Raw genomic sequence first — 20283 nt, forward strand, 5'->3', positions numbered from 1 at the left:
TGATTTCGAGTGAAATGAAACATTTCGCGGCTCGGAAATCACGGCATAACAAAGGACTAGGCCGTAGACTCATAAGTCCGGAGCCACAGCCGCATTGAGGCGAGTTGGACCATGGCGAGGAAGTTCTCTGCCAACTTATCGTAGCGGGTGGCGACACGGCGGAAGTGCTTGAGTTTGGAGAAGAAGCGCTCGACATGCCGATGCGGAATCATTTTTTGCTCTGCGACGAAATAGGAATCGCGTAGCTTTGTGTTCGAAAGTTATGCTCGGAGACGGAAATGGCCTACGCCATCGGATACTTGGTCGTTGTGACTGCAATAGCAGCCGCGCTCCGTTGGCAGAGACCGGCTTGGAGCAAACGGAAAGTCGTATTGACGACGACTTTGCCCGGTCCAGCCATCCTTCTCATTGCGGGCATTTACACGGCGATCTACGTCTTGCGCCAGCCCGCTGCTCCAAAAGAAATTGATGCTGGTGGAATGGCTATGGTTGCGATCCTTATGGTGTCCGCGGGAGCCGCTCTTGGAGCGTTATTAGGCGGCCTGATCGCTGCGTCCCTCAGTGTCTCACTCTTCCGAACGAGTGGCGATCAACCGACCTCACGATCATAATTTTATGAGTTCACAACCCAGACCGAGATTTTGATTCAATCAAAATCGGACAAGGTCTAGTCGCGCCTGCGCAGGGCGTCGAGCCGGTCCAGAAGCGGGCCATGGACGGTATCGCCAATCGCAGCCTCGATAGCGCGAAAGGCGTTGAGCACATGCTGACCATCTTCGGTCAGGCGAGCACCCCGCCCGGCGCCGCCGCCGGCCTGCGTCTCCACCAGCTTGCTCCGCCAGCTACGGTTCATCACATCGACCAGCATCCATGTCCGCCGGTAACTCATGCCGAGCATTCTGCCGGCCGCGGAGATCGATCCCGTCTGGGCGATCGCATCAAGCAATGCGGCCTTTCCCGGCCCCATCGCGATCTCGTCGCCGTGCATCATTTGCACCTTGACCTTCACCCAATTCTCGTCCGCGTCCGCCATCCCGGCAGTGTAGCTTCGAGCAAATCGGTTGTGGAGCGGAAAGGATATAAGCCCATGCCAAAAAAATAGGCAGGAAGTGCGATAATTGCCCGGATTCTGGGCATTCTGGACAAAAATTGCTGCATCGCCGAAGCTCGTCTGGCGATTCGGCATTTGGCACGGTAATTGATTGTTAACCGGAGGCAGCAGAGCGCGGGGGCGCCTGTCTATGACCTTTGGGATTATATCGGACGGGTGTCCGGGTTGGACATCGGGCCATGCGCCAGAGGGGTTGGAAAAGGCAAAATGAAGAAGATCGAAGCCATCATTAAGCCGTTCAAGCTGGACGAGGTGAAGGAAGCCCTTCACGAAGTCGGCGTGTCTGGCATCACCGTGACCGAGGCCAAGGGCTTCGGCCGCCAGAAGGGCCATACCGAACTCTACCGGGGCGCTGAATATGTCGTCGACTTTCTGCCCAAGGTGAAGCTGGAGGTTGTGGTCGAGGACAGCCTGGCCGAGCGCGTGGTCGAGGCGATCGCCGCCGCTGCGCAGACCGGCCGTATCGGCGACGGCAAGATTTTCGTCACCGCGATCGAATCCGCGTTGCGTATCCGCACGGGCGAGCGCGACGACGACGCCATCTGATCATTATAGGTTTCGCACATGGGCCAAGGGGGGCCCGCGGAAAATTGGCCAATCAATCGCTTCTATAAGCCACAACCAAGGAAGGGTTACTCATGGCGAACACGCCCAAAGACATTCTGAGCATGATCAAGGAAAAGGAGATCGAATGGGTCGATGTCCGTTTCACCGATCCCAAAGGCGTTTGGCATCACCTGACCATGTGTTCGGGCGTGATCGGCGAGGATGAACTGACCGACGGCCTGATGTTCGACGGTTCCTCGATCGAGGGCTGGAAGGCGATCAACGAGTCCGACATGATCCTGAAGCCGGATCTGGATGCGGTCTATGTCGATCCGTTCAGCGCCACGCCGATGATGATCCTGGTGTGCGACATCGTCGAGCCTTCGGACGGTTCGCTTTATTCGCGCGATCCGCGCTCGACCGCCAAGCGCGCCGAAGCCTATCTGCAGTCGACCGGCCTGGGCGACACCGTATATATCGGCCCTGAGCCGGAATTCTTCATGTTCGACGACGTGAAGTTCGATAACACCTACAATTCCAGCTATTACAAGCTGGACGACGTCGAACTGCCGACCAACACCGGCACGTCTTACGAGAGCGGCAACCTCGGCCACCGTCCGCGCGCCAAGGGCGGCTATTTCCCGGTCGGCCCGGTCGACGTTACCACCGACATCCGCGCCGAAATGGTCACCACGCTGCTGGAAATGGGCCTGCCCATGGACAAGCATCACCACGAAGTCGCGGGCAGCCAGCATGAGCTGGGCCTGACCTTCGGCAAGCTGGTGGAAACCTGCGACCGCATCCAGATCTACAAATATGTCGTGAAGATGGTTGCGCAGGCCTATGGCAAGACCGCGACCTTCATGCCGAAGCCGATCAAGGCCGACAATGGTTCGGGCATGCACACGCATATCTCGATCTGGAACAAGGGCACCAACACCTTCGCTGGCGACGGCTATGCCGGTCTTTCCGAGACCTGCCTGTTCTTCATCGGCGGCGTCATCAAGCACGCCAAGGCGCTGAACGCCTTCACCAACCCGACCACCAACAGCTACAAGCGTCTGGTGCCGGGCTATGAAGCCCCCGTGCTGCTCGCCTACTCGGCGCGCAACCGTTCCGCCTCCTGCCGTATTCCCTACGGCGCAGGCACCAAGGCGAAGCGCGTCGAGTTCCGCTTCCCCGATCCGCTCGCCAACTCCTACCTGTCGACCGCAGCGCTGCTGATGGCCGGCATCGACGGCATCCAGAACAAGATTCATCCGGGCGAAGCCATGGACAAGAATCTGTACGATCTGCCGCCGGTGGAACTGGCCAAGGTGCCGACCGTCTGCGGTTCGCTCCGCGAGGCGCTGAACGCCCTAGAAGCCGATCAGGAATTCCTGCTGAAGGGCGGCGTGTTCACCAAGGACCAGATCGACGCCTATCTGGAACTGAAGTGGCCGGAAGTCGCGCGTTGGGAAATGTCCCCGTCGCCGGTTGAATTCGACATGTATTACAGCGGCTGATCCCTTGATCAGACGTTGAACGGAAAGACCCGGCTGTGCGAGGCAGCCGGGTCTTTTTTGTTATCGCTTAATGATCAACGTGCCCTGACCCGCCATCGGGATCAGCGTTCCGGCGCGGCGTGGCGGAAACCTCCGCTCAATCTTCCTGCATATGTTTGATTGGAGACGGGATCGCGCCCTCCCGCTCCCGCCTTGCGCGCCGTTCCTTGTCCTGCTCGATATATTCTTTCCAGGCGCGCTTATGACCGAGGCGGGCCATAAACAGGAAAATGCCGAACGCCACAAATCCGGCCAATACAATGCCAAGGATGATCAAGCCCAATATATGCATGAGACGCTCTTTGGTCTGAGGACAATTTTGCGGGCGTCAGCCCTTGCGGAAACCAACTGTTGATTCCACAGCTTCAATCTTGTTGGCGCGCACAGCGACAAGGCCGGTGGCGGAGACGAGGAATTGCGTCTCATCCATCCCTTCCCCGCTTAACATGCCCGGCATGTCTGGGCTAACCGCCAGTGTCTTCGCCAATAGGGAATGCGATCCAAAGAACAGCGTGACAGTGTGGCCTTCCGCAATGCGTTCGAGGGCATAGGTTTCAAGCGCTGCAGCGATATCGGTCATGGCGCAACCCTAGCCCATATGCGGAATGGGGATCAATCCGCGACGGGAGCTGATATAGGCCCGTACATGTTCGCCCATGTTCCCGTCGCGATCGCCATACAATTTCTGTGCTGGGCATTGGGACGTCGCCTCCGCATACCGACGGCCCCCGCCCTCTGGATGGGCTGCTTCGCGGCAAGCATAGCCTGCATTATCCGTGAGATAACGCAGCATGAATATCGATGGATCGAAGCCTATGGGCACGGCCTGAGGGCCAATATGCCGGTGCTGGAGGGCCTGAAATTCTGGGACTGGAATCGCCATTCGATCGAGGAGACGATTGTAGCGGTCGGCGCCGCGGTGCTGGTGGCGCTGGTGGGAAATTGGTGGAGCCGGAGGGGTTAACGGACACACGGCTGCTATGTGGGGCAGCGGCGGCGAAGGGCAAATTCCTGTCCTACATCCCGGCGTCCATGCTCTACTTCCGCACATGGAACAGCATCAGGCACATACCCTGCGCCACGCCCAGGCGATGATCCAACCCGTGCTTCCGATGCTATGCAACCGGGGCGCATATGGCGCTCCCCTGCGAACACAGTGCGACGCAGGTGCGACGCGCATGAGACCTACATGCGACGCAGATGAGACTCAGGTGAGACGCACCTGCGACGTGGATGAGACGCACATGCGACCCAAGTGCGACGTGGGTGAGACTCAAGTGAGACGTACATGCGACGCAAGTGAGACGCATGTGAGACGTAAGTGCGACGTAAGTGCGACGCACATGAGACTTACATGCGACGTACGTGCGACACATGTGAGACCAACATGCGACTTTGTGCGACCTACATGCGATTTCCCGGCCAAAACCGCTCACAACCCGCAACTTCCGCAACTTCGCCCTCCGGCCGGTCGCATCCCCGTTACACTTTGCGACAAACTGCCCCATGCCCTGCCACTGTTCTGCGACAGTTCATTTCTAGGAGGGCAGGGCTGAACATCATTTGGGGGTTTCATGATTCGTCGTTCTTCTGCGCTGTGCCTTTCCCTGATGCTGGGCACTGCGCCCGGCGCGGTGCTGGCACAGGATGCCGACCGTCCCCGCATGGCGACGGGCGCCTCGCAGGACATGGCGGGGGACGATCTGGGCGAGGAAATATTCGTTACCGGTGAGCGGCAGCGCGGATCGGTGATGGGGGATATCAAGCCGGAGCAGCAGCTAAGCCCCGCCGATATCCGCGCCTTCGGCGTGACATCCGTGTCCGAATTGCTGAGCGAACTCGCTCCGCAGGTCAACGCCGCGGGCGGAAGCCCCGTAGTGTTGCTGAACGGGAAGCGCATATCCGCCTTCGCCGAAATCCAGGACTTGCCGACGGAAGCCATAGCGCGCGTGGATATCCTGCCGGAGCAGGTGGCGCTCAGCTATGGCTATTCCCCCAATCAGAAGGTCGTGAACATTGTCCTGCGCCAGCGATTTCGCGCCGAATTGGCGGATATGCGCGGCGGCATCGCCACTGATGGCGGGCGGGAGAATGGCAATCTGAACGGCAGCATATTGCGGATCAGGGGCGACAACCGCTTTACCTTGGATCTGAAATACAGCCGGGCGGCGCAATTGCTGGAAAGTGAGAGGGGCGTCACATCCGCGGCCCCTTCCCGTCCATTCGCCCTGGGCGGCAATATCACTGCATTGACCACCGGCGGCGAGATCGATCCGTCGCTCTCCGCGCTGGCCGGTCAAACCGTGACGGTGGCTCCAGTGCCGGGAGGCGCGGCGAACGCAGCGCCCGCACTGGGCGATTTTGTGGCGGGGGCCAATAGCGCCAGCGTAAGCGATGTCAGCCGCTATCGCACGCTCAGCCCCGCGACGGAGAGCTTTTCCGCCAATGCTACGCTGGCCCGCGCGCTGGGCAATGTCTCGACCTCGATTAACGGCAGGATCGAGTTGAGCGATAGCGATTCCCTTCAGGGGTTGCCGTCACTGGCGCTCACGCTGCCGGGTGGAAGCCCCTTTTCGCCCTTCGTCAATGACACGCGGCTCTACCGCTATCTCGATCAGGCCGGCGCGCTGGCGCAGCAGGTGCGCGGGACGACCGGCCATGTTGGCGTGACGCTGAACGGCGGGTTGATGAAGGGGTGGCAATGGTCCTTCACCGGTGCGGGCGACCTGTCCGACACCCGCACGCGAACGGATCGCGGATTTTCTCCGAATGCCGCTCAATCCTTGCTGAATGCTGGTGACGGAACATTCAATCCCTATGGCGCGCTGCCCGACGCTGTGCTGTCGGACCGTCTGACCGATCGGGCAAAATCGCGGTATCGCGCCGTTGTCGGTGACCTGCTGCTCAGCGGGTCGCTGTTCGACCTCCCCGCAGGCACGGCAACGACATCGATCACTTTGGGCGCGTCGGCCAATGGCTTCGACAGCAGTTCGATGCGATCAGGGACAGCGTTCAATGCCAGCTATTCCCGCGAGATTGTGAGCGGACAGGCGAGCATCGATCTGCCGATCACAAGCCGCAGCCGGGACGTTCTTGGCGCGATCGGCGACCTGGGCGTCAACATCAATGCAGGCGTGCAGGAGCTGTCGGATTTCGGCACGCTGTCCACGCTCGGTTATGGCCTGCGCTGGACTCCGGTGACACAGGTCCGATTCCTCGTTTCCGCAAGTCAGGACCGCGCCGCGCCGACCGGACAGCAGATCAACGACCCGTCGATCATCACGCCCAACGTGTCGGTATTCGACTATGCTCGTGGCGAAACGGTGTTCATCACCCAGATTTCCGGTGGCAACGCAGCCCTGAATGAAAGCGTGCGCGACCAGTTCCGGGTGGGGGTCACGATCAAGCCGCTGCAGAAAACCAACCTGACACTGACCGCCAACTATCTTAACAGCCGGACCAGCAATCCTATTTCCGCCTTCCCCTCGCCCACTCCAGCGATCGAGGCGGCCTTCCCGCAACGCTTCATGCGGGACGAGGATGGAGCGTTGCTGCAAATCGATTCCCGGCCCATCAATTTCCTGCGGTCGCAAAGCGAACAACTGCGCTGGGGCGTCGACCTCTCCATCCCGATCAAGTCGGCGATCCAGAAAAAGTTCGAAGCATGGCGCGCGAATGGATCGAAGCCTGAAGAACGCCCGACGGACCTGCGCGCGCTGTTCGGCAATCGCGGTCCCGGTGGAGACCGGCCGGGCGGCGAAGGCGGCAACCGGGATGACAATAACCAGCGCAATCAGGGACCGGGCGGTCCCGGTCAAGGCGCCGGCGGCGATCGTGGCCCAGGCGGTGGTGGTCCGGGTGGCGGTGGACCCGGCGGCGGCGGATTTGGCGGCGGCCGGGGACCGGGCGGCGGTCAGGGCGGCGGGCGCATTCAGCTCAGCCTCTACCACACCTGGCATCTGACGGAATCGATCCTCATCGCGCCGGGCGTGCCGATGCTTGATCTGTTGGACGGCGACGCCACCGGATCATCGGGCGGCCAGCCAAGGCATGAGATTGAGGCGCGGGCAGGCTATGTGAATAACGGCCTTGGCGCGCGGCTGAGCGTCAATTGGGAGAGCGGCACGCATGTCGATGGCGCGCTGGGCGGCAATTCGCGATTGGATTTCGGCAGCCTCGCCACCGCCGACCTGCGCCTGTTCGCCAATCTGGGCCAGATGCCGGCGTTGGTGAAAAACCATCCCTTCCTGCGCGGCGCGCGCGTTTCGCTGGGCATCACCAACATCTTCAACACCCGCCGCAATGTGACGGATGCGACGGGCGCGACGCCATTGCGCTATCAGCCCGGCTATCTTGATCCAATCGGCCGCGCCGTGACGCTCAGCTTCCGCAAATTATTCTTTTAGGCGAACAGTTTCTCGACCGCTGCGGCGATCTGAAAAAGCCGGTGATCCTGTCCATTGCGGGCGACCAGCATCAGACCGGCTGGCAGGTCGCCTGACGATGCCGGGGGCATAGGCAATGAGATGGCGCACAGGTCGAAGAAATTGGCAATCGCGGTATTGCGCAGCAGGAGCCGGTTCCGGGCAATGAAAGCGTCCGGATCAGCGACTTCAGCCATCAGCGGCGCGACAATTGGCGTAGTCGGGAGAACAAGCACATCGATATCTGCAAGCTCGGCGTCCATCGCCCTTATCAGCCGCTTCCGTTCTTCCAGCATATGAGCATGATAATCTGCGGTAACGCTGCGCGCCGTCTCTATCCGGCTGCGCACGAAAGGATCGAAATCCGGTCCTCGCGCAGCAAGCCGCTCCCGGTGAACGGCATAGGCCTCCACCGACACGAGCGGCACAGGCGAGTTCACACGGGCCATGTCGTCCAGGATTGCGAACCGCAGGTCGGACAGCTTGGCGCTCGCCCGGCCGAGGGCGGTAAGGGCCTTCGAGAATCGATCCGCAACCGTCCGGTCGAGATCGTTGAGCGGTAGCCCCTGCATAACGCCGAAGCGCACACCGTCGAGAGAGGCCGCCTGTAAATCCCAGGGCGTTTCCCCTGCTATGACGGCATCTGCGCGAGCGCACTGCGCCACATTGGTCGCCAGCGGGCCAATAGAATCCAGCGCTGTTGAAAGCGGAAAAGCGCCATCCGTCGGGATGCGGGCTTTGCTGGGCTTGAACCCCACCACGCCACACAACGCCGCAGGAATGCGCGTCGAGCCGCCAGTGTCCGTACCAATCGCAATCTCGCACATTGCATCGGCGACGGCGACTCCCGCGCCGGAGGACGACCCACCGGGCACCCGTCGGCGGTCTGCCGGGCTGCCCGGCGTGCCATAATGCGGGTTAACGCCAATGCCGGAAAAGGCGAATTCCACCATATTGGTCTTGCCGATGATCACCGCGCCTGCGCGACGCAGCCGCTGCACGACCACGGCATCCACCCTCGCTGGCGGCGCATCGCTCAGGATACGGGAACCCGCGCGGGTCGCTTCGCCCGCGACATCAAACAGATCCTTGATGCTGATCACCGTTCCGTCGACGGGGCCGAGAGAGGTTCCGGACGCAAAGCGCGCATCAGCAGCATCGGTTGCGCCGCGGGCATCATCGCGATAGACGGTAAGAAAAGCGCGCGCCCCCTCACCCGCAGGATCGGCTATACGCGCGAGTGACGCTTCGAGACTATCTCGCGACGGGCGCTGCTTTCCGATCGCTGGCGCTGTCACGGGCGGCATCCCGGTCGAGCAGCCCGTTGCAGCGAACAACGCTCCAGCCCCACCGGCGCGCAACACCGCCCGCCTTGTGACGACCCGTTTTCCCGTCTCATCGCCCATCCCCTTCCCCCTCGCCTGACCAATCCTCCGCCTCAGCACTCCACCACATTAACCGCCAGGCCGCCGAGGCTGGTTTCCTTGTAGCGCGTGGCCATATCCTCTCCGGTCTGGCGCATCGTCTCTATAACCGCATCCAGGCTGACGATATGGCGGCCATCGCCCTGGAGGGCGAGATAGGCGGCGTTGATCGCCTTCACCGCTCCCATCGTATTGCGTTCGATGCAGGGTATCTGAACAAGGCCGCCGATCGGATCACAGGTGAGGCCGAGATTATGCTCCATGCCTATCTCCGCCGCATTCTCCACCTGCTGATTGGTGCCCCCAAGAACCGCCGCAAGTCCGGCGGCCGCCATGGAGCAAGCAACGCCGACCTCCCCCTGACAGCCCATCTCCGCCGCAGAGATTGAGGCGCGTTTCTTGTAAAGGAAGCCGATGGCGGCGGCGGTAAGCAGGATGGTGCGCTCACCTTCCCGATCCGCGCCGGGCACGAATTTGCGGTAATAGGCAAGCACCGCCGGGATGACGCCCGCTGCGCCATTGGTGGGCGCTGTGACGACACGACCGCCAGCCGCATTCTCCTCATTCACCGCGAGCGCAAACAGGCTGACCCATTCGAACACGGCGGCGGGTTGCATCCCTTCCTGTCCCGCGCGCAGGCGGGCATGAATGGCCTTGGCGCGCCGCCGAACCTTCAAGCCGCCAGGCAGAATGCCCTCCTGCCGCAACCCCCGGTCAATCGATGCAGACATCGCATCGGCAACCCGATCCAGAAACGCCTCTGTTTCCGCGCGCGTCCGCCAAGCGGCTTCGTTGCGCATCACCAGCGTCGCGATCGACAGGCCGGTTTCTTCACCCTGAGCCAACATCTCGGCAGCGGACGAAAAAGGAAAAGGCTGGACGATATTGTGACCAATAGGACCGTCCGAACCCATTGCCTCACCCGCGAGCACAGCCCCGCCGCCTACCGAGAAATAATCGCGGCTGATCTCCCGTCCATCCCCAAGCCATGCCGTGAAACGCATGCCGTTGCTATGTTCATCAAGAAACTCACCCATCCGAAAGAGGAGATCGCGATCCCCTTCAAACGGGATCGTCCAGTCGTCGAAGGTGAGCGCATGGAAGGAACGGATACGATCCACCAATATCTCGACCGCATCAGGATCGACGGTTTCCGGCCGCTCTCCTGACAAGCCGAGTAGGATAGCCTTGTCCGTCGCGTGGCCGCGGCCGGTGAGGGCGAGAGACCCGAACAATTCACAGGAAATGCGCTCCGGCTGAGACGGCAGGCTTTCCATGAACATGCGCGCCGCGCGCATCGGCCCGACTGTATGCGAACTGGATGGGCCGATGCCGATCGTGAACAGGTCCGTTACGCTGATTGCAGCAGTTGCGTCTATCCGCAGACGCTGGCGGGCGCCGGCCATATCAATAATCCTTTGAAACGCGGACGTTGGCGCTTTGCCGCCCGATGGTGGAAACACTGGCCAGCAGGGAAAGCCAGCGAGTAACCTGATATTCGATACGGGTTGCGGAATAGCCCTGCCCATCCGTAATCAGTTCGACATAGGTTTTTCGCGTCAGATATTTGCCTGCGGCGACCGAGGTTCCCTGTCCGACTGTCGGATCGGCGGGGAGGATGCGCAGGCGGTCGAGGCCGGTAGCCTTGCGCACAGCATTGATCGGATCAAGCCCGCCGCCTCCGCTCTGCAGCGCCGCCACCGCAGATGCCAATTGCAATGCCTCCGGCGCGGAGAGATCCGTTATCGAACTGCCGAACAGGATGCGCGACAATAATTCATCCTCCGGCAGCGCAGGGATGCTGGTGAAGCTGATTTGTGGCGCAAGGCCAGTGCCAGTCACCTTTATGGTGGCGCTAATGTCGTTGACGTCCGCCTCCGCCTCGATGTCCAGCGTCGGGTTGACTGGCGTCGATCCGTCAAAGCGGATCATGCCTTCGGTCAGATCAAAACGGCGGCCCGCAAATTCATAGCCGCCCCGCACAAGCTGCGCTGTGCCCTTGATGGCGGGATTGACCACCGTCCCGCCCAGTTGCAGATCGGCACGCCATTCACTGTCGAGACCAAGCCCCGTCACCGTCAGCCGGTTGCGCGCGCGTGCGTGAATGTCGAGATTCCATGGTGCCGCGGGCGCTTCCCGCTCAAACTCCGTCCCCCGCCGGTCAACCTCGATCACGCGCAGTTCTGGAATCTGGGCCACGGCCGCCGCGCGACCCATTGTGAAGCGACTGCGGATCAGATCCAGATCACCGCCAATGGTGCCTCCATTACCATTTGACTTGATCGTGATCGGCCCGGTGACAGTGGCGGCGATATCATCACGTTCCAGCAGAGATGCGTTATCCGCCTGCATAGCGAGGTCGATGCCAACGCCCTGTGCGCTGAATTCGAAACGGCCGCTGCCCGTAACTGTCCCGCCGCCTTTCGCTGTGCCGGACAGGTTGGAAATGACGAGTTGAGACCCGTTGAAACGGCCCTGCGCCTTCACATTGGTCAGGTGCATACCCGTCACCGGGCTGTCTATGACTGCGTTGGTGCTGGAAAGCGAACCGGAAATGACCGGATTGTCCAAGGTGCCATGCACGTCTGCACTCACCGCCGCCGGTCCGCTAAGATCGATAATCTCCACCCCGGTCAGACGCCAAAGCGTATCGGCCGTGCCATTATAGCGGAGCTGGGCAAAGAGCGGCGCAGTGCGAAGACGCGTCGCAAGGTCGCCGGACCCCAGCGGGCTGATCAACGCTTGCGCGCGACCAATGGTTTTGCCCTCACTCACCACCACGGCGCGTGCGCCGAGACGTTCGGCGGTTAGCGCCGCATTGAGGCCGAGATCAATCGGCTTGGAGCTGAGCGCCAGGCCCGATCGCGAAAGGCCGCGGATGCGCAAATCCGCCTTGCCGGTCGGCGCACCCTCGCGAGGTTTGAGGAAACTAAGGGTACCGGTCGCGGTGCCGCCAAGGCCAAGTTCATCCTTCGCAATATCCAGAAGCGAGAGCGGAAGCCGTTGCAGTCTTGCCTCAATCTGTGTCGTTTCCCCACCCATGCGACCGGCAAATTGCGCAGTGCCGCCCATATAGCTGACTGTCGCGGGCGAGAGCCGCCAGCCATCCTCCGTTTGTGTAAGGACTGCGGGGACCGTCAGCGTGATCGGCTTGCGATCCAGCATGCCGGTCATAGCGATACGCACTTTCTCCGGCGCAACATCCGCATTGAATTGCAGCCGGAACTGACGCCCGCGCTGCCCGATCAGCGTAGCGTTGGCCGTGCCGGAACCGTTCACAAGCTTTGCCGTGCCGGTAAGGCGTCCGATCCGCACCGTTCCTGCAAGAAGTCCCCGTGCGTCAGCGTTCGCATCAATCGTCGTGCCCGCCGGATCGAGCATGATCGTCGCAGTCAACTTTCCTCGCGAAACTCCAATAGGCAAAGGCCCGTCGAAGCGCGCATCGCGGGCGGTAAGTTCCGTCGCGATTTTCTGCACGCCATTGACCGGTGCAAGCGCGACAAAGCCCGTAAGCGCGCCGCTAATGTCCAGCCGGCCGTTGAGTCCGCCAGTCACCGGATGAATATTGCCCCGCGCGACCGTGCCACTGACAGCAAGCCGTTCTACCGCAATGGTGGCGTCCGCACCGCGTGGCAGATCAATGCGGCCATCCCCCGTAAACGGCCCCAGCACCGATCCGCCCTGGACCGTGAAATCATAGCCAGTCGTTGTCGGATCCAGATAAAGCTTCACATCTTTCAGGCCGCCGGGATCAAACGGGCGGGCGAGAAGCAGATCCACTTCCGGCCGGTCGATCTTGCCTTCCAGCTTCAAATCCAGTGGACCATAGGTTTTATGCGCGCCTTTACCGTCGAAATGGAAAGTGCCGTCGGGCCGGCGATACCCGTTGGCGGAAAGGGTGAGCAGCGGCGTATCGAGCTTGAGACCCGATAGCAGCAGCCGTCCATCCGGCCCCAGTGAAAGGCCGGAGCGCAAGCGCGGCAAGCCACCGCCCAACGTCCGGAAGAAACTATTGTCCAGACGGCGCATATTGGCCTGTGCCTGCCCCTTCAGCGTGAAAGCGCCTTTTATGCCGGGCACCGCCTGCACCTTGGACCGGACGTCGACAATGCCAAGGCCGGGGATGACCAAGCCGCGAATATCTCCGGTCAGGCCGACATCGTAACGGCCGCTTTTCAGGTCGGCGAGAGCGACTATTTCGCCATTCAGCTTATCGGCGCGCACCCGCATCGGATTGCTGACGATCCGCTGGCCCTGAATCTGGAGCGTACCGTCCAGCCGGAAGTTCCGCAGGATCGACGCAACAATATCTCCCTGGCCGTCAAGCCGTCGCGCCGAGAGACTGAGCGGCAGGACCAGAGGAGCGCCGGTGGCTTTCCTGCCCTTGCCCGCCGCGCGCACATCGCTGAGCGCCGTCTTGCCGAATATGAGTTGGCGAGCGGACAGGATATATTCGAAACCGGGGCTTGCGAACGCACCATCCAACCGCGCACGGCCAATCACGTCGCGCCCGGTCATATTTTTGAGCAGGGCTTGAGGGCGATCAAGCCGCAGGTTGAGCAGCAGATTGTCGAACGCATTGCGCGCCAGATCGATGCCACCATCTGCAGTCATCGTCATGGACGCCGAACTGGCCGTCAACGAACCTTTGATAAGGCGATTTTCGAACGTGCCCTTTGCCGAGAGCAGGAGTTGCGGCGCTGTCATGCGCTGAACAAGACCATTGCCTGCAATCGCCGCGCCCTCGACATTGCCGGTCAGGGTATAAAAGCCGCGCCGGGCGACAATACGCATCGCTGCTGCGGATTTGCGGTCGAGCGTCGCGATCAGCCCACCCCGCCATTCGGTCCAGCTACCCTTGCCTCTCACCCGCAGATTCGCGTCCTGACGCAGGCCGCCCATAGCCGCCAGCACGCCGCCCTTTGGCGCATTCATGGTGATATCGACATCAAACTTGTCATCATCCGGCCTGCTATCCAGCGACAGGAGCATCACATCCGCCCCGTCCAGAACACGGACCGAAAGGTCTATAACGGCGCGGCCGGACCGTATGTCGGCATCCCCCCGCAATGTCGCCACGCGACGCTGCCCTGCGATCGGCTTTTCGATGACAAGCCTGCCGACCGAAAACTCCATCATGCGGATATCGAAATCCGGGAGGATCGGCCCCTCTCTGCCTGTGGGCCTCAGCTTCGGCAATTTGTGCAGGGTGGCCGAAGGAATGATGAGCCGGTCAATGTCCAGGCGATTGTAAAACCAGGCGAAGGGCCACCAGTCGAGTTGAACGCGCGGCGCGGTGAAAAAGGCTCCGGTCGGGTCGGACAAACGCAGGTCGCGCAGCACCGCTTTGCTGTAAATGCTGCCATCAATACCGCTGACCTCTATCCGCAGGCCGGATTGCGGCGAAATCCGGGCGATCCGCCCGGCAAGGAAACGATGGCCGGAAGTTGTGTCGAGCCAAAGCATCGCCCCCGCGACGATCAGTACCACAGCGAGAAGCGCACCGAACAGCCATTGCTGCCAGCCGATCCGGCTGCGCGGCGTCGGCGTTTCGATGGCAGCCTCATCCACCATCAGAAGGCCTGCCCCAGCGAGACATAGACAGCAACGCGCGGATCGCCCCGTTGCGGGTTGATGGGCGTTCCCACATCAACCCGGATTGGTCCGAAGCTGCTGTAATAGCGGACGCCTACGCCAGCGCCGATCCGCAGGTCGCGGAAGTCCGGCAGGAACTGGGTGGAGATATTGCCCGCATCGACAAAAGGCACGACACCGAAATTTCCGAAACGGATTCGGGATTCCAAGGAAAATTCCGCCAGACTTTTGCCACCGATCGGATCATTATTGGCGTCACGCGGACCAATATCCTGATAGCCATAGCCGCGCACTGAACCGCCGCCGCCAGCATAGAAGCGGCGGGATGGCGCGATCCGGCGAACGCTGGACCCGAAGATGCTGCCGAACCGGGCGCGTGCAGCCATTACAACCCGGTCACCGACAGGCTGATAGACGCTGCCGTCGAGTTGCGCGCGGACGTAGCCGAAAGTGCTGTTCTGGAAAGACAGCTCTGGGCTGACCCGCCCGCCCAGCCGAAACCCGGTGGATGGATTCAGGAGGTCATCGCTGCCGTCATACGTCAGGTTGGCCGGCAGGGCGCCGATAAGGAAAGTGCGGCGGCCGCCGCCCGCAATACGGCTAAAACTGTCCCGCTCGTCCGACGCAACCAGTTCTGCGCCAATGCTCCAGACCCACTTTTTCTGAAAAATGATGTTGGTCTGGCGCTCCAGCGTGCCGGACAAAGTAAGCGTCCGCGCGGCATAGGCGTCACGATTGGTATTGGCCGCGGAAAGTAGCGCAGTGAACACCTGATCCCGGCGGCGGAAATTGTTCCGGCGGAACGTAAATGACGCAAGCTGCTCCTGCGTGCCCACTACGCCGCGCACGAGCACCGCGCCCTCCGGCGGGAAGAAGTTGCGATGCTGCCAGTTACCCTCAACCCTCACGCCTTCGCCCGTGCCATAGCCAAATTCACCCGCAATCGTACGGAATGGCGCAGGCGACACGTCAATCGCGACATCGACATGCTCACCATCCCCCGCATCCTGAGGCGTCAGCGTGGCGGAGGAGACCAGCCCGGTGGCGATAATCGCCTTGCGCAGATCCTCAACATCCGACGCCATATACGTGTCGCCGGGGTCGAAACGCGCGATCCGCTGAATATGCCGGGCGCTGAACAGGGAATCATCCTTGACCAGAATATGGCCGAAAGTGCGGTAACCACCGGTCGCAATGATCATGTCGAGATCACCCTTGCGCGCTTCATGGTCGATGCGAACGACCGGTTCCTCCACCTTGGCGAAGGGGAACCCATTCTCACCGAGCGCATGTGTCAGCGCGCCCTGAGCCATTACGATATTGTCGGCATCGACCGGATCATCGGCTTTCACCGGGAAGGCAGCGCGAAGAATATCGGCGCGATCGCCTGCAGCCTCCAGCCCCGACAAATCTACCGAAGCTAGTAAATATTGCGTTCCAGGCGTAATCTCGAACACAGCGCGGAGCTTGCCATCGACCGGCGCGCGGATGCTGCCGCGAATGCGCGCATCATAATAGCCTTTGGCCCGTAACAGCCGGTCCAGAAGATCACTGTCCTCTTTTATCCGCCGATTGATCTGAGCAACATTCGCCGGCTTCCCTTCGCCCTGCTTCAATACGGAAAGTTCATTGAAGCGCGTGCGAAACTGGTCGTTCAGAATGGCATCCAGGCCATTGAGGACGGTGGTGTAGCGCTGCTCCGCCATTCCGTCGGAGCGGCCGGCGGACTGCGCGTCCGGCTGGTCCTCCGCCATATCCCCCGGTTCCTGCCCAGGGGCGGCCGCCTGATCAACTACGGCTTCGGGCTGGGCATCGCCTGGTTCGGGTTCGATAGGCGATACCGTGTCCGCTTCTCCCATGTCAGGCCAATCAACGCCAATTCCCGGTTCATTGGCGAGCGGCGTCTCTGTGTCCGGCACAATTTGATCCTGCGCCACAACCCCCATGGGAAGAAGCGCCACAGCCAGCAAAATGGATCGGACAAAGCGGGAATAGCGCGCGCGATGGCGAAGAAACCGCGGGCTTAAGGACATCCGGCGATATCTAGACCACATACCCCTCAAGACGCCAGTGCAGAAGCTACACAATCATCGCTTTTTTGCGGCCAGCCGAGGCCATAGGCATGCTTGTCAGAAGGCCTGCTCCAGCCGGTCCATAAGCGCGCGGGCGCCCTCCGCCGCATCGCGCTCCCCCTGCATCATCGCCTGAAGGCGGGCAACGCGATCATAGAGGTCGGCGCTTCCTTCGATCAAAGCGCGGGCGGCGAAAGGAAAATCGGCCAGAACGGCTGCATCTGTCGGAGCAGCTTCGCCGAGCAGATATTTCGGATCGGCAAGGGCATGCTCCCCTATTTCGCCGCGTTGCCAGCCGCGTTGCGCCATCAACCAGGCGATCACATGCATAAGCCGGGTGGTCACTTTCAGAGACTCGCAGGAAAATCCGATCCGGGCGGGGACCGCCAGTTCATCGCGATCGGCATCGCCCTGCGCGGAAAAATATGCGCGCGCTTCGTCCGCCATGACCATGGCTTCGATATACAGGCTGTTGACCAGGCGACCATGCAGGCCGCGATTCATATGTCCCGAAAATGGCATGAGAAAAACGCTGCCACAGCGACGCGGCGCTGTCAGTCGCGTTAATCTTCTTGTTACAGAGCGGTTACGAAAGCGTCCCGGATCGGCACATCAACGATAATGGGATCAGGCGATGATATCGGGGACCAGATGGTCCTCAAGCATGGCGATTTCATCGCGCAGAAGCAGTTTACGCTTCTTTAAGCGGGCGAGTTGAAGCTGGTCGCTGGTCCCGCTGTCCGACAACGCCATGATGGCGCTGTCCAGATCGCGATGTTCCACCCGGAGGATTTCCAGACGGCGCATGATGTCTTCAGTGGTCATTACCCCGCCATCTCAACCTCGGTCCCGCAATCGGCCGCCCTTGCGCCGCTTACAAAACTCCTGCGCAGCGCAATATCCGCAAAGCGGATCATCGCAGCCACGATTGCAAATATCGCAAACCGCGATTCGCCTAAAGACAGACTCTAAAATTCGTGATCTACTCGATTATCCAGACCCCTCAAGCAAGGAGATTGTCATGGAAGCAAGCCACATCTCAGCACTGCAGGCAAAGCATGCGGGCCTCGACGCCCGAATCAAGGCGGAAGTGAGTCGGCCAATGCCCGACGCCGTTCTGGTTGCCACCCTGAAGAAGCAGAAGTTGCGGCTAAAAGAGGAGATGCGTCCGCGTTAGGCGCATCCCGATCGCGTCCGGCGGGGCAATTGCTCCGCCTGGGCGCGTAATTTCCGGCCCATAACCGCCTAGCGGCGCAGGGTCTTTCCTGTCATACGAAGATAATCCGGCATTTTATGCGACCCGCGGCCCTCGGCCACCGGTTTACGCGCCAATTGCGGATCTATGGCCTGATCAAAGACAATGCCGACCCGGTCATTGCGGGTCCAGGCGATCTTGCCAAACACCTGACCCACGCCGCGCAGATCCATAATAACCTGCTGCCCTTTGGCCAGCGCGGCTTCGCAATCGGCCATCATGCCGGTCGCCGAAAGATTACGGATGCGCGCCTTGCCCAGCGAAGCGCCCTGCAAGGTGGTGAGCGAGGTCAGCAGAAACAGGCTGTCGCGCGGCGCGATACGCGCCGGGCCTCTTTCGTCCGAATCTTCCAATTCCGTTCCCATGATTTCTGCCCGATAGGGTGTTCCACCGTCCGATCGGGACTGTCAGAAAAGCATGGAAAAACCGTTAACTAGACAAGATTCTCCGCCCGATCATCACGCCGCTGACCGGAGTTGCGCGGAGCGGTATCGAATTGTACGGATTATTCAGCGGCTTGCCGAATATGGCGTTAATCGTCGCGTGAGACTTTTTCCTGACGCTCATGACGTTCCTGCGCCTCGACCGTCATAGTGGCGATCGGCCGGGCTTCCAGCCTTCCGAGCGAGATCGGCTCACCGGTTACCTCGCAATAGCCATATTCCCCGTCATCGATGCGGCGAAGCGCCGAGTCGATTTTCGAGATAAGTTTGCGCTGGCGGTCGCGGGTGCGCAGTTCGATCGACCAGTCCGTCTCGCTCGACGCCCGGTCATTCAGGTCCGGCTCCCGCAAAGGCTCATTCTGGAGAACAGCCAGAGTGCCTTCGGCTTCGCTCAGAATTTGCTTCTTCCAGGCCAGAAGGCGCTGGCGGAAATATTCGAGCTGCCGGGGGTTCATGAACTCCTCGTCGGCCGAGGGTCGGTAATCATCGGGCAAATCTATGGCTGCCTTCGAAGGAGGGACTCCGCCCTTGTCAGGGCTTTGGACCGTTGCCATCTGGCTCTCCGAAACGAGGGGCGGCAGGTGGATCGTCCTGCCGACCGATACTGCTGATTGAGCGGGCCTATAGCCAGCGGCATAGGGCGACACAAGCGTTCAATAACTGCAACGGCAAGACCGTTAACGATGGCTGGGGATAAGTCGGCATAACGGCCCGCAGCCAACCCCCTGTTTACCTTTGCCAATCACCGCGTCCCGGCGCGGAACATTAACCATATTCGTTGATCGGACTGTTCAATGTTTCCCGATCCGGCACGCACATTCAGGGTTAATATGGTTGCAGTTAACCCGTCTTTTGCGTTTCTGACCCTAATAGATGCCTCCGCGCGCCAAGGACCAGGCGTTGGACGGGGTGATAACAAGAGTGTCGGATATGTCGGTTAGAATGGCTATGGCGAAACTCTGCGCATGTGCATGTGGTGGAGCAATCATCGGTGGCGGCGCGGTCCATGTCGCTGAATCGCCGCGTCCTGCGGTCGTCAAGCAGACGAAGAAAGCCTATGCCAAGCCGCGTCATGTTGCGCGGACCGTGAAGCGCAAGACGGTGCGGACAGTCACGTCCTGCACGCCCGCCGTCGTCACAGTCGCCGGGCAGCCCGTTCCGCCAATGCCGATGGCTCCCGTCGCACCGCTGGCCGCTGGACCTTCGATCGTGTCCGGCGGCGGGCCGGTTCCTGTCGTGATGGGCGGCAGCGGCGGCTTCGGCGGCGGGTCGAGCGGATTTTTCGGCGGTTTCTTTGGCGGAAGCGGCGGCGGTAGCGGCGGAAGCGTCGTGGTTTCCTCGACCAGCAGTTCTACCGGATCGACAAGCACCTCCAGCGGCGTGTCCACCTCAACTGGCGGCGTGTCGACATCCACAGGCGGTGTTTCCACATCTACAGGGGGCGTTTCGACCTCCACCGGCGGCGTGTCGACTTCAACCTCTACCGGTGGCGTATCCACGTCTACGGGCGGCGTATCGACATCTTCGGGCAATGTCAGCACATCGTCCGGCGTGAGCAGCACGTCCTCCTCGTCCAGCTCATCCTCATCCAGTTCTTCATCGTCCTCATCATCCTCGTCGAGCAGCTCCGGTGGCACGACCAGCAATGGCGGATCGACAGGATCGTCATCCTCGACCGGCAGCAGCGGGTCGTCGAGCACGTCGACGGGCTCCTCCAGCTTCGGCACCACTACGTCGAGCAGTTCAGGCAGCAGCTCCAGCAGTTCTTCGTCTAGCAGCTCCTCCTCCGGTGGATCGAGCAGCAGCAGCGGCGGCACAGACGTTCCCGCGCCGCCAATGATCCTGCTATTCGGTGCTGCCGCGGCGGCT

Annotated in this window: 17 protein-coding genes and 1 pseudogene; 5 read left to right on the forward strand and 13 right to left on the reverse strand. The window is 61.1% G+C overall.

What is annotated here, in order from left to right; all coding sequences use genetic code 11:
- Window positions 1–56: 56 nt before the first annotated feature.
- Both BHQ40_RS08500 and BHQ40_RS08510 read right to left on the reverse strand, forming a co-directional pair.
- A pseudogene (locus BHQ40_RS08500) lies at window positions 57–194 on the reverse strand (IS5/IS1182 family transposase); the annotation flags it as partial.
- Window positions 195–667: 473 nt separating this feature from the next.
- Window positions 668–1033: a winged helix-turn-helix domain-containing protein gene (locus BHQ40_RS08510; protein WP_070155025.1), complete on the reverse strand. Its 366-nt coding sequence runs from the start codon at window positions 1031–1033 to the stop codon at window positions 668–670.
- Window positions 1034–1318: 285 nt separating this feature from the next.
- Here BHQ40_RS08510 and BHQ40_RS08515 point away from each other — a divergent pair, with 285 nt between their 5' ends.
- Both BHQ40_RS08515 and glnA read left to right on the forward strand, forming a co-directional pair.
- The gene (locus tag BHQ40_RS08515; RefSeq protein ID WP_070154862.1) at window positions 1319–1657 is read left to right on the forward strand and encodes a P-II family nitrogen regulator; all 339 of its coding nucleotides are present in this window, start codon (window positions 1319–1321) and stop codon (window positions 1655–1657) included.
- 92 nt (window positions 1658–1749) lie between these two features.
- Window positions 1750–3162, forward strand: coding sequence for a type I glutamate--ammonia ligase (glnA, locus tag BHQ40_RS08520; protein WP_070154864.1), 1413 nt, complete (start codon window positions 1750–1752; stop codon window positions 3160–3162).
- A gap of 136 nt (window positions 3163–3298) precedes the next feature.
- Here the strand turns inward: glnA and BHQ40_RS08525 are convergent, their stop codons facing one another.
- Both BHQ40_RS08525 and BHQ40_RS08530 read right to left on the reverse strand, forming a co-directional pair.
- Entirely contained in the window at window positions 3299–3493 is a 195-nt protein-coding gene (locus BHQ40_RS08525; RefSeq protein WP_070154866.1) for a hypothetical protein, read from the reverse strand.
- Between the two features lie 36 nt (window positions 3494–3529).
- Window positions 3530–3781 carry a hypothetical protein gene (locus tag BHQ40_RS08530; protein WP_070154868.1) on the reverse strand — a complete coding sequence of 84 codons (252 nt, stop codon included), beginning with the start codon at window positions 3779–3781 and terminating at the stop codon, window positions 3530–3532.
- A gap of 66 nt (window positions 3782–3847) precedes the next feature.
- Between BHQ40_RS08530 and BHQ40_RS08535 the strand changes: the two genes are divergently transcribed.
- Complete coding sequence (locus BHQ40_RS08535; protein WP_070154870.1) at window positions 3848–4165, forward strand: hypothetical protein; 318 nt, start codon at window positions 3848–3850, stop codon at window positions 4163–4165.
- Window positions 4166–4775: 610 nt separating this feature from the next.
- Window positions 4776–7607, forward strand: coding sequence for a TonB-dependent receptor (locus BHQ40_RS26490; protein ID WP_070154871.1), 2832 nt, complete (start codon window positions 4776–4778; stop codon window positions 7605–7607).
- Here the strand turns inward: BHQ40_RS26490 and BHQ40_RS08545 are convergent.
- From BHQ40_RS08545 to BHQ40_RS08570, 6 genes are all read right to left on the reverse strand, one after another.
- On the reverse strand, window positions 7604–9031 hold the full coding sequence (locus BHQ40_RS08545; RefSeq protein WP_083276794.1) for an amidase: 1428 nt from the start codon (window positions 9029–9031) through the stop codon (window positions 7604–7606). The two genes, BHQ40_RS26490 and BHQ40_RS08545, sit on opposite strands and share 4 nt — an antisense overlap.
- A gap of 32 nt (window positions 9032–9063) precedes the next feature.
- Window positions 9064–10455 carry an L-serine ammonia-lyase gene (locus BHQ40_RS08550; RefSeq protein ID WP_070154875.1) on the reverse strand — a complete coding sequence of 464 codons (1392 nt, stop codon included), beginning with the start codon at window positions 10453–10455 and terminating at the stop codon, window positions 9064–9066.
- Between the two features lies 1 nt (window position 10456).
- Window positions 10457–14623 (reverse strand): translocation/assembly module TamB domain-containing protein, encoded by a 4167-nt coding sequence (locus BHQ40_RS08555; protein ID WP_070154877.1) that lies wholly within the window; start codon window positions 14621–14623, stop codon window positions 10457–10459.
- The gene (locus tag BHQ40_RS08560) at window positions 14623–16590 is read right to left on the reverse strand and encodes an autotransporter assembly complex protein TamA (protein WP_253183296.1); all 1968 of its coding nucleotides are present in this window, start codon (window positions 16588–16590) and stop codon (window positions 14623–14625) included. Before BHQ40_RS08560 ends, BHQ40_RS08555 begins: the two co-directional genes overlap by 1 nt.
- 183 nt (window positions 16591–16773) lie before the next feature.
- A complete protein-coding gene (locus BHQ40_RS08565) occupies window positions 16774–17238 on the reverse strand; it encodes a DUF1465 family protein (protein ID WP_070154879.1) in 465 nt (154 codons plus the stop codon).
- A gap of 105 nt (window positions 17239–17343) precedes the next feature.
- Entirely contained in the window at window positions 17344–17541 is a 198-nt protein-coding gene (locus BHQ40_RS08570) for a YdcH family protein (protein ID WP_070154881.1), read from the reverse strand.
- A gap of 196 nt (window positions 17542–17737) precedes the next feature.
- Between BHQ40_RS08570 and BHQ40_RS08575 the strand changes: the two genes are divergently transcribed.
- On the forward strand, window positions 17738–17893 hold the full coding sequence (locus BHQ40_RS08575; RefSeq protein ID WP_070154883.1) for a YdcH family protein: 156 nt from the start codon (window positions 17738–17740) through the stop codon (window positions 17891–17893).
- 68 nt (window positions 17894–17961) lie between these two features.
- On the opposite strand, the gene BHQ40_RS08580 is transcribed toward BHQ40_RS08575, so the two are convergent.
- The 3 genes from BHQ40_RS08580 to BHQ40_RS08590 all read right to left on the reverse strand — a co-directional run bounded on the left by BHQ40_RS08580 (window position 17962) and on the right by BHQ40_RS08590 (window position 20231).
- Complete coding sequence (locus tag BHQ40_RS08580; RefSeq protein ID WP_070154885.1) at window positions 17962–18336, reverse strand: PilZ domain-containing protein; 375 nt, start codon at window positions 18334–18336, stop codon at window positions 17962–17964.
- A gap of 167 nt (window positions 18337–18503) precedes the next feature.
- Window positions 18504–18968: an RNA polymerase-binding protein DksA gene (gene dksA, locus BHQ40_RS08585; RefSeq protein WP_070154886.1), complete on the reverse strand. Its 465-nt coding sequence runs from the start codon at window positions 18966–18968 to the stop codon at window positions 18504–18506.
- A 516-nt stretch (window positions 18969–19484) separates the two neighbouring features.
- Window positions 19485–20231 carry a hypothetical protein gene (locus BHQ40_RS08590; protein WP_253183298.1) on the reverse strand — a complete coding sequence of 249 codons (747 nt, stop codon included), beginning with the start codon at window positions 20229–20231 and terminating at the stop codon, window positions 19485–19487.
- Window positions 20232–20283: the final 52 nt, after the last annotated feature.

The organism is Sphingobium phenoxybenzoativorans (assembly GCF_001757355.1).
Lineage (GTDB): Bacteria > Pseudomonadota > Alphaproteobacteria > Sphingomonadales > Sphingomonadaceae > Sphingobium > Sphingobium phenoxybenzoativorans.

Coding starts and splice junctions, on each gene's coding strand:
- BHQ40_RS08510 (WP_070155025.1), bottom strand. CDS start 1,033: ATGGCGGACGCGGACGAGAATTGGGTGAAGGTCAAGGTGCAAATGATG.
- BHQ40_RS08515 (WP_070154862.1), top strand. CDS start 1,319: ATGAAGAAGATCGAAGCCATCATTAAGCCGTTCAAGCTGGACGAGGTG.
- glnA (WP_070154864.1), top strand. CDS start 1,750: ATGGCGAACACGCCCAAAGACATTCTGAGCATGATCAAGGAAAAGGAG.
- BHQ40_RS08525 (WP_070154866.1), bottom strand. CDS start 3,493: ATGCATATATTGGGCTTGATCATCCTTGGCATTGTATTGGCCGGATTT.
- BHQ40_RS08530 (WP_070154868.1), bottom strand. CDS start 3,781: ATGACCGATATCGCTGCAGCGCTTGAAACCTATGCCCTCGAACGCATT.
- BHQ40_RS08535 (WP_070154870.1), top strand. CDS start 3,848: ATGTTCGCCCATGTTCCCGTCGCGATCGCCATACAATTTCTGTGCTGG.
- BHQ40_RS26490 (WP_070154871.1), top strand. CDS start 4,776: ATGATTCGTCGTTCTTCTGCGCTGTGCCTTTCCCTGATGCTGGGCACT.
- BHQ40_RS08545 (WP_083276794.1), bottom strand. CDS start 9,031: ATGGGCGATGAGACGGGAAAACGGGTCGTCACAAGGCGGGCGGTGTTG.
- BHQ40_RS08550 (WP_070154875.1), bottom strand. CDS start 10,455: ATGGCCGGCGCCCGCCAGCGTCTGCGGATAGACGCAACTGCTGCAATC.
- BHQ40_RS08555 (WP_070154877.1), bottom strand. CDS start 14,623: ATGGTGGATGAGGCTGCCATCGAAACGCCGACGCCGCGCAGCCGGATC.
- BHQ40_RS08560 (WP_253183296.1), bottom strand. CDS start 16,590: ATGGGGGTTGTGGCGCAGGATCAAATTGTGCCGGACACAGAGACGCCG.
- BHQ40_RS08565 (WP_070154879.1), bottom strand. CDS start 17,238: ATGCCATTTTCGGGACATATGAATCGCGGCCTGCATGGTCGCCTGGTC.
- BHQ40_RS08570 (WP_070154881.1), bottom strand. CDS start 17,541: ATGACCACTGAAGACATCATGCGCCGTCTGGAAATCCTCCGGGTGGAA.
- BHQ40_RS08575 (WP_070154883.1), top strand. CDS start 17,738: ATGGAAGCAAGCCACATCTCAGCACTGCAGGCAAAGCATGCGGGCCTC.
- BHQ40_RS08580 (WP_070154885.1), bottom strand. CDS start 18,336: ATGGGAACGGAATTGGAAGATTCGGACGAAAGAGGCCCGGCGCGTATC.
- dksA (WP_070154886.1), bottom strand. CDS start 18,968: ATGGCAACGGTCCAAAGCCCTGACAAGGGCGGAGTCCCTCCTTCGAAG.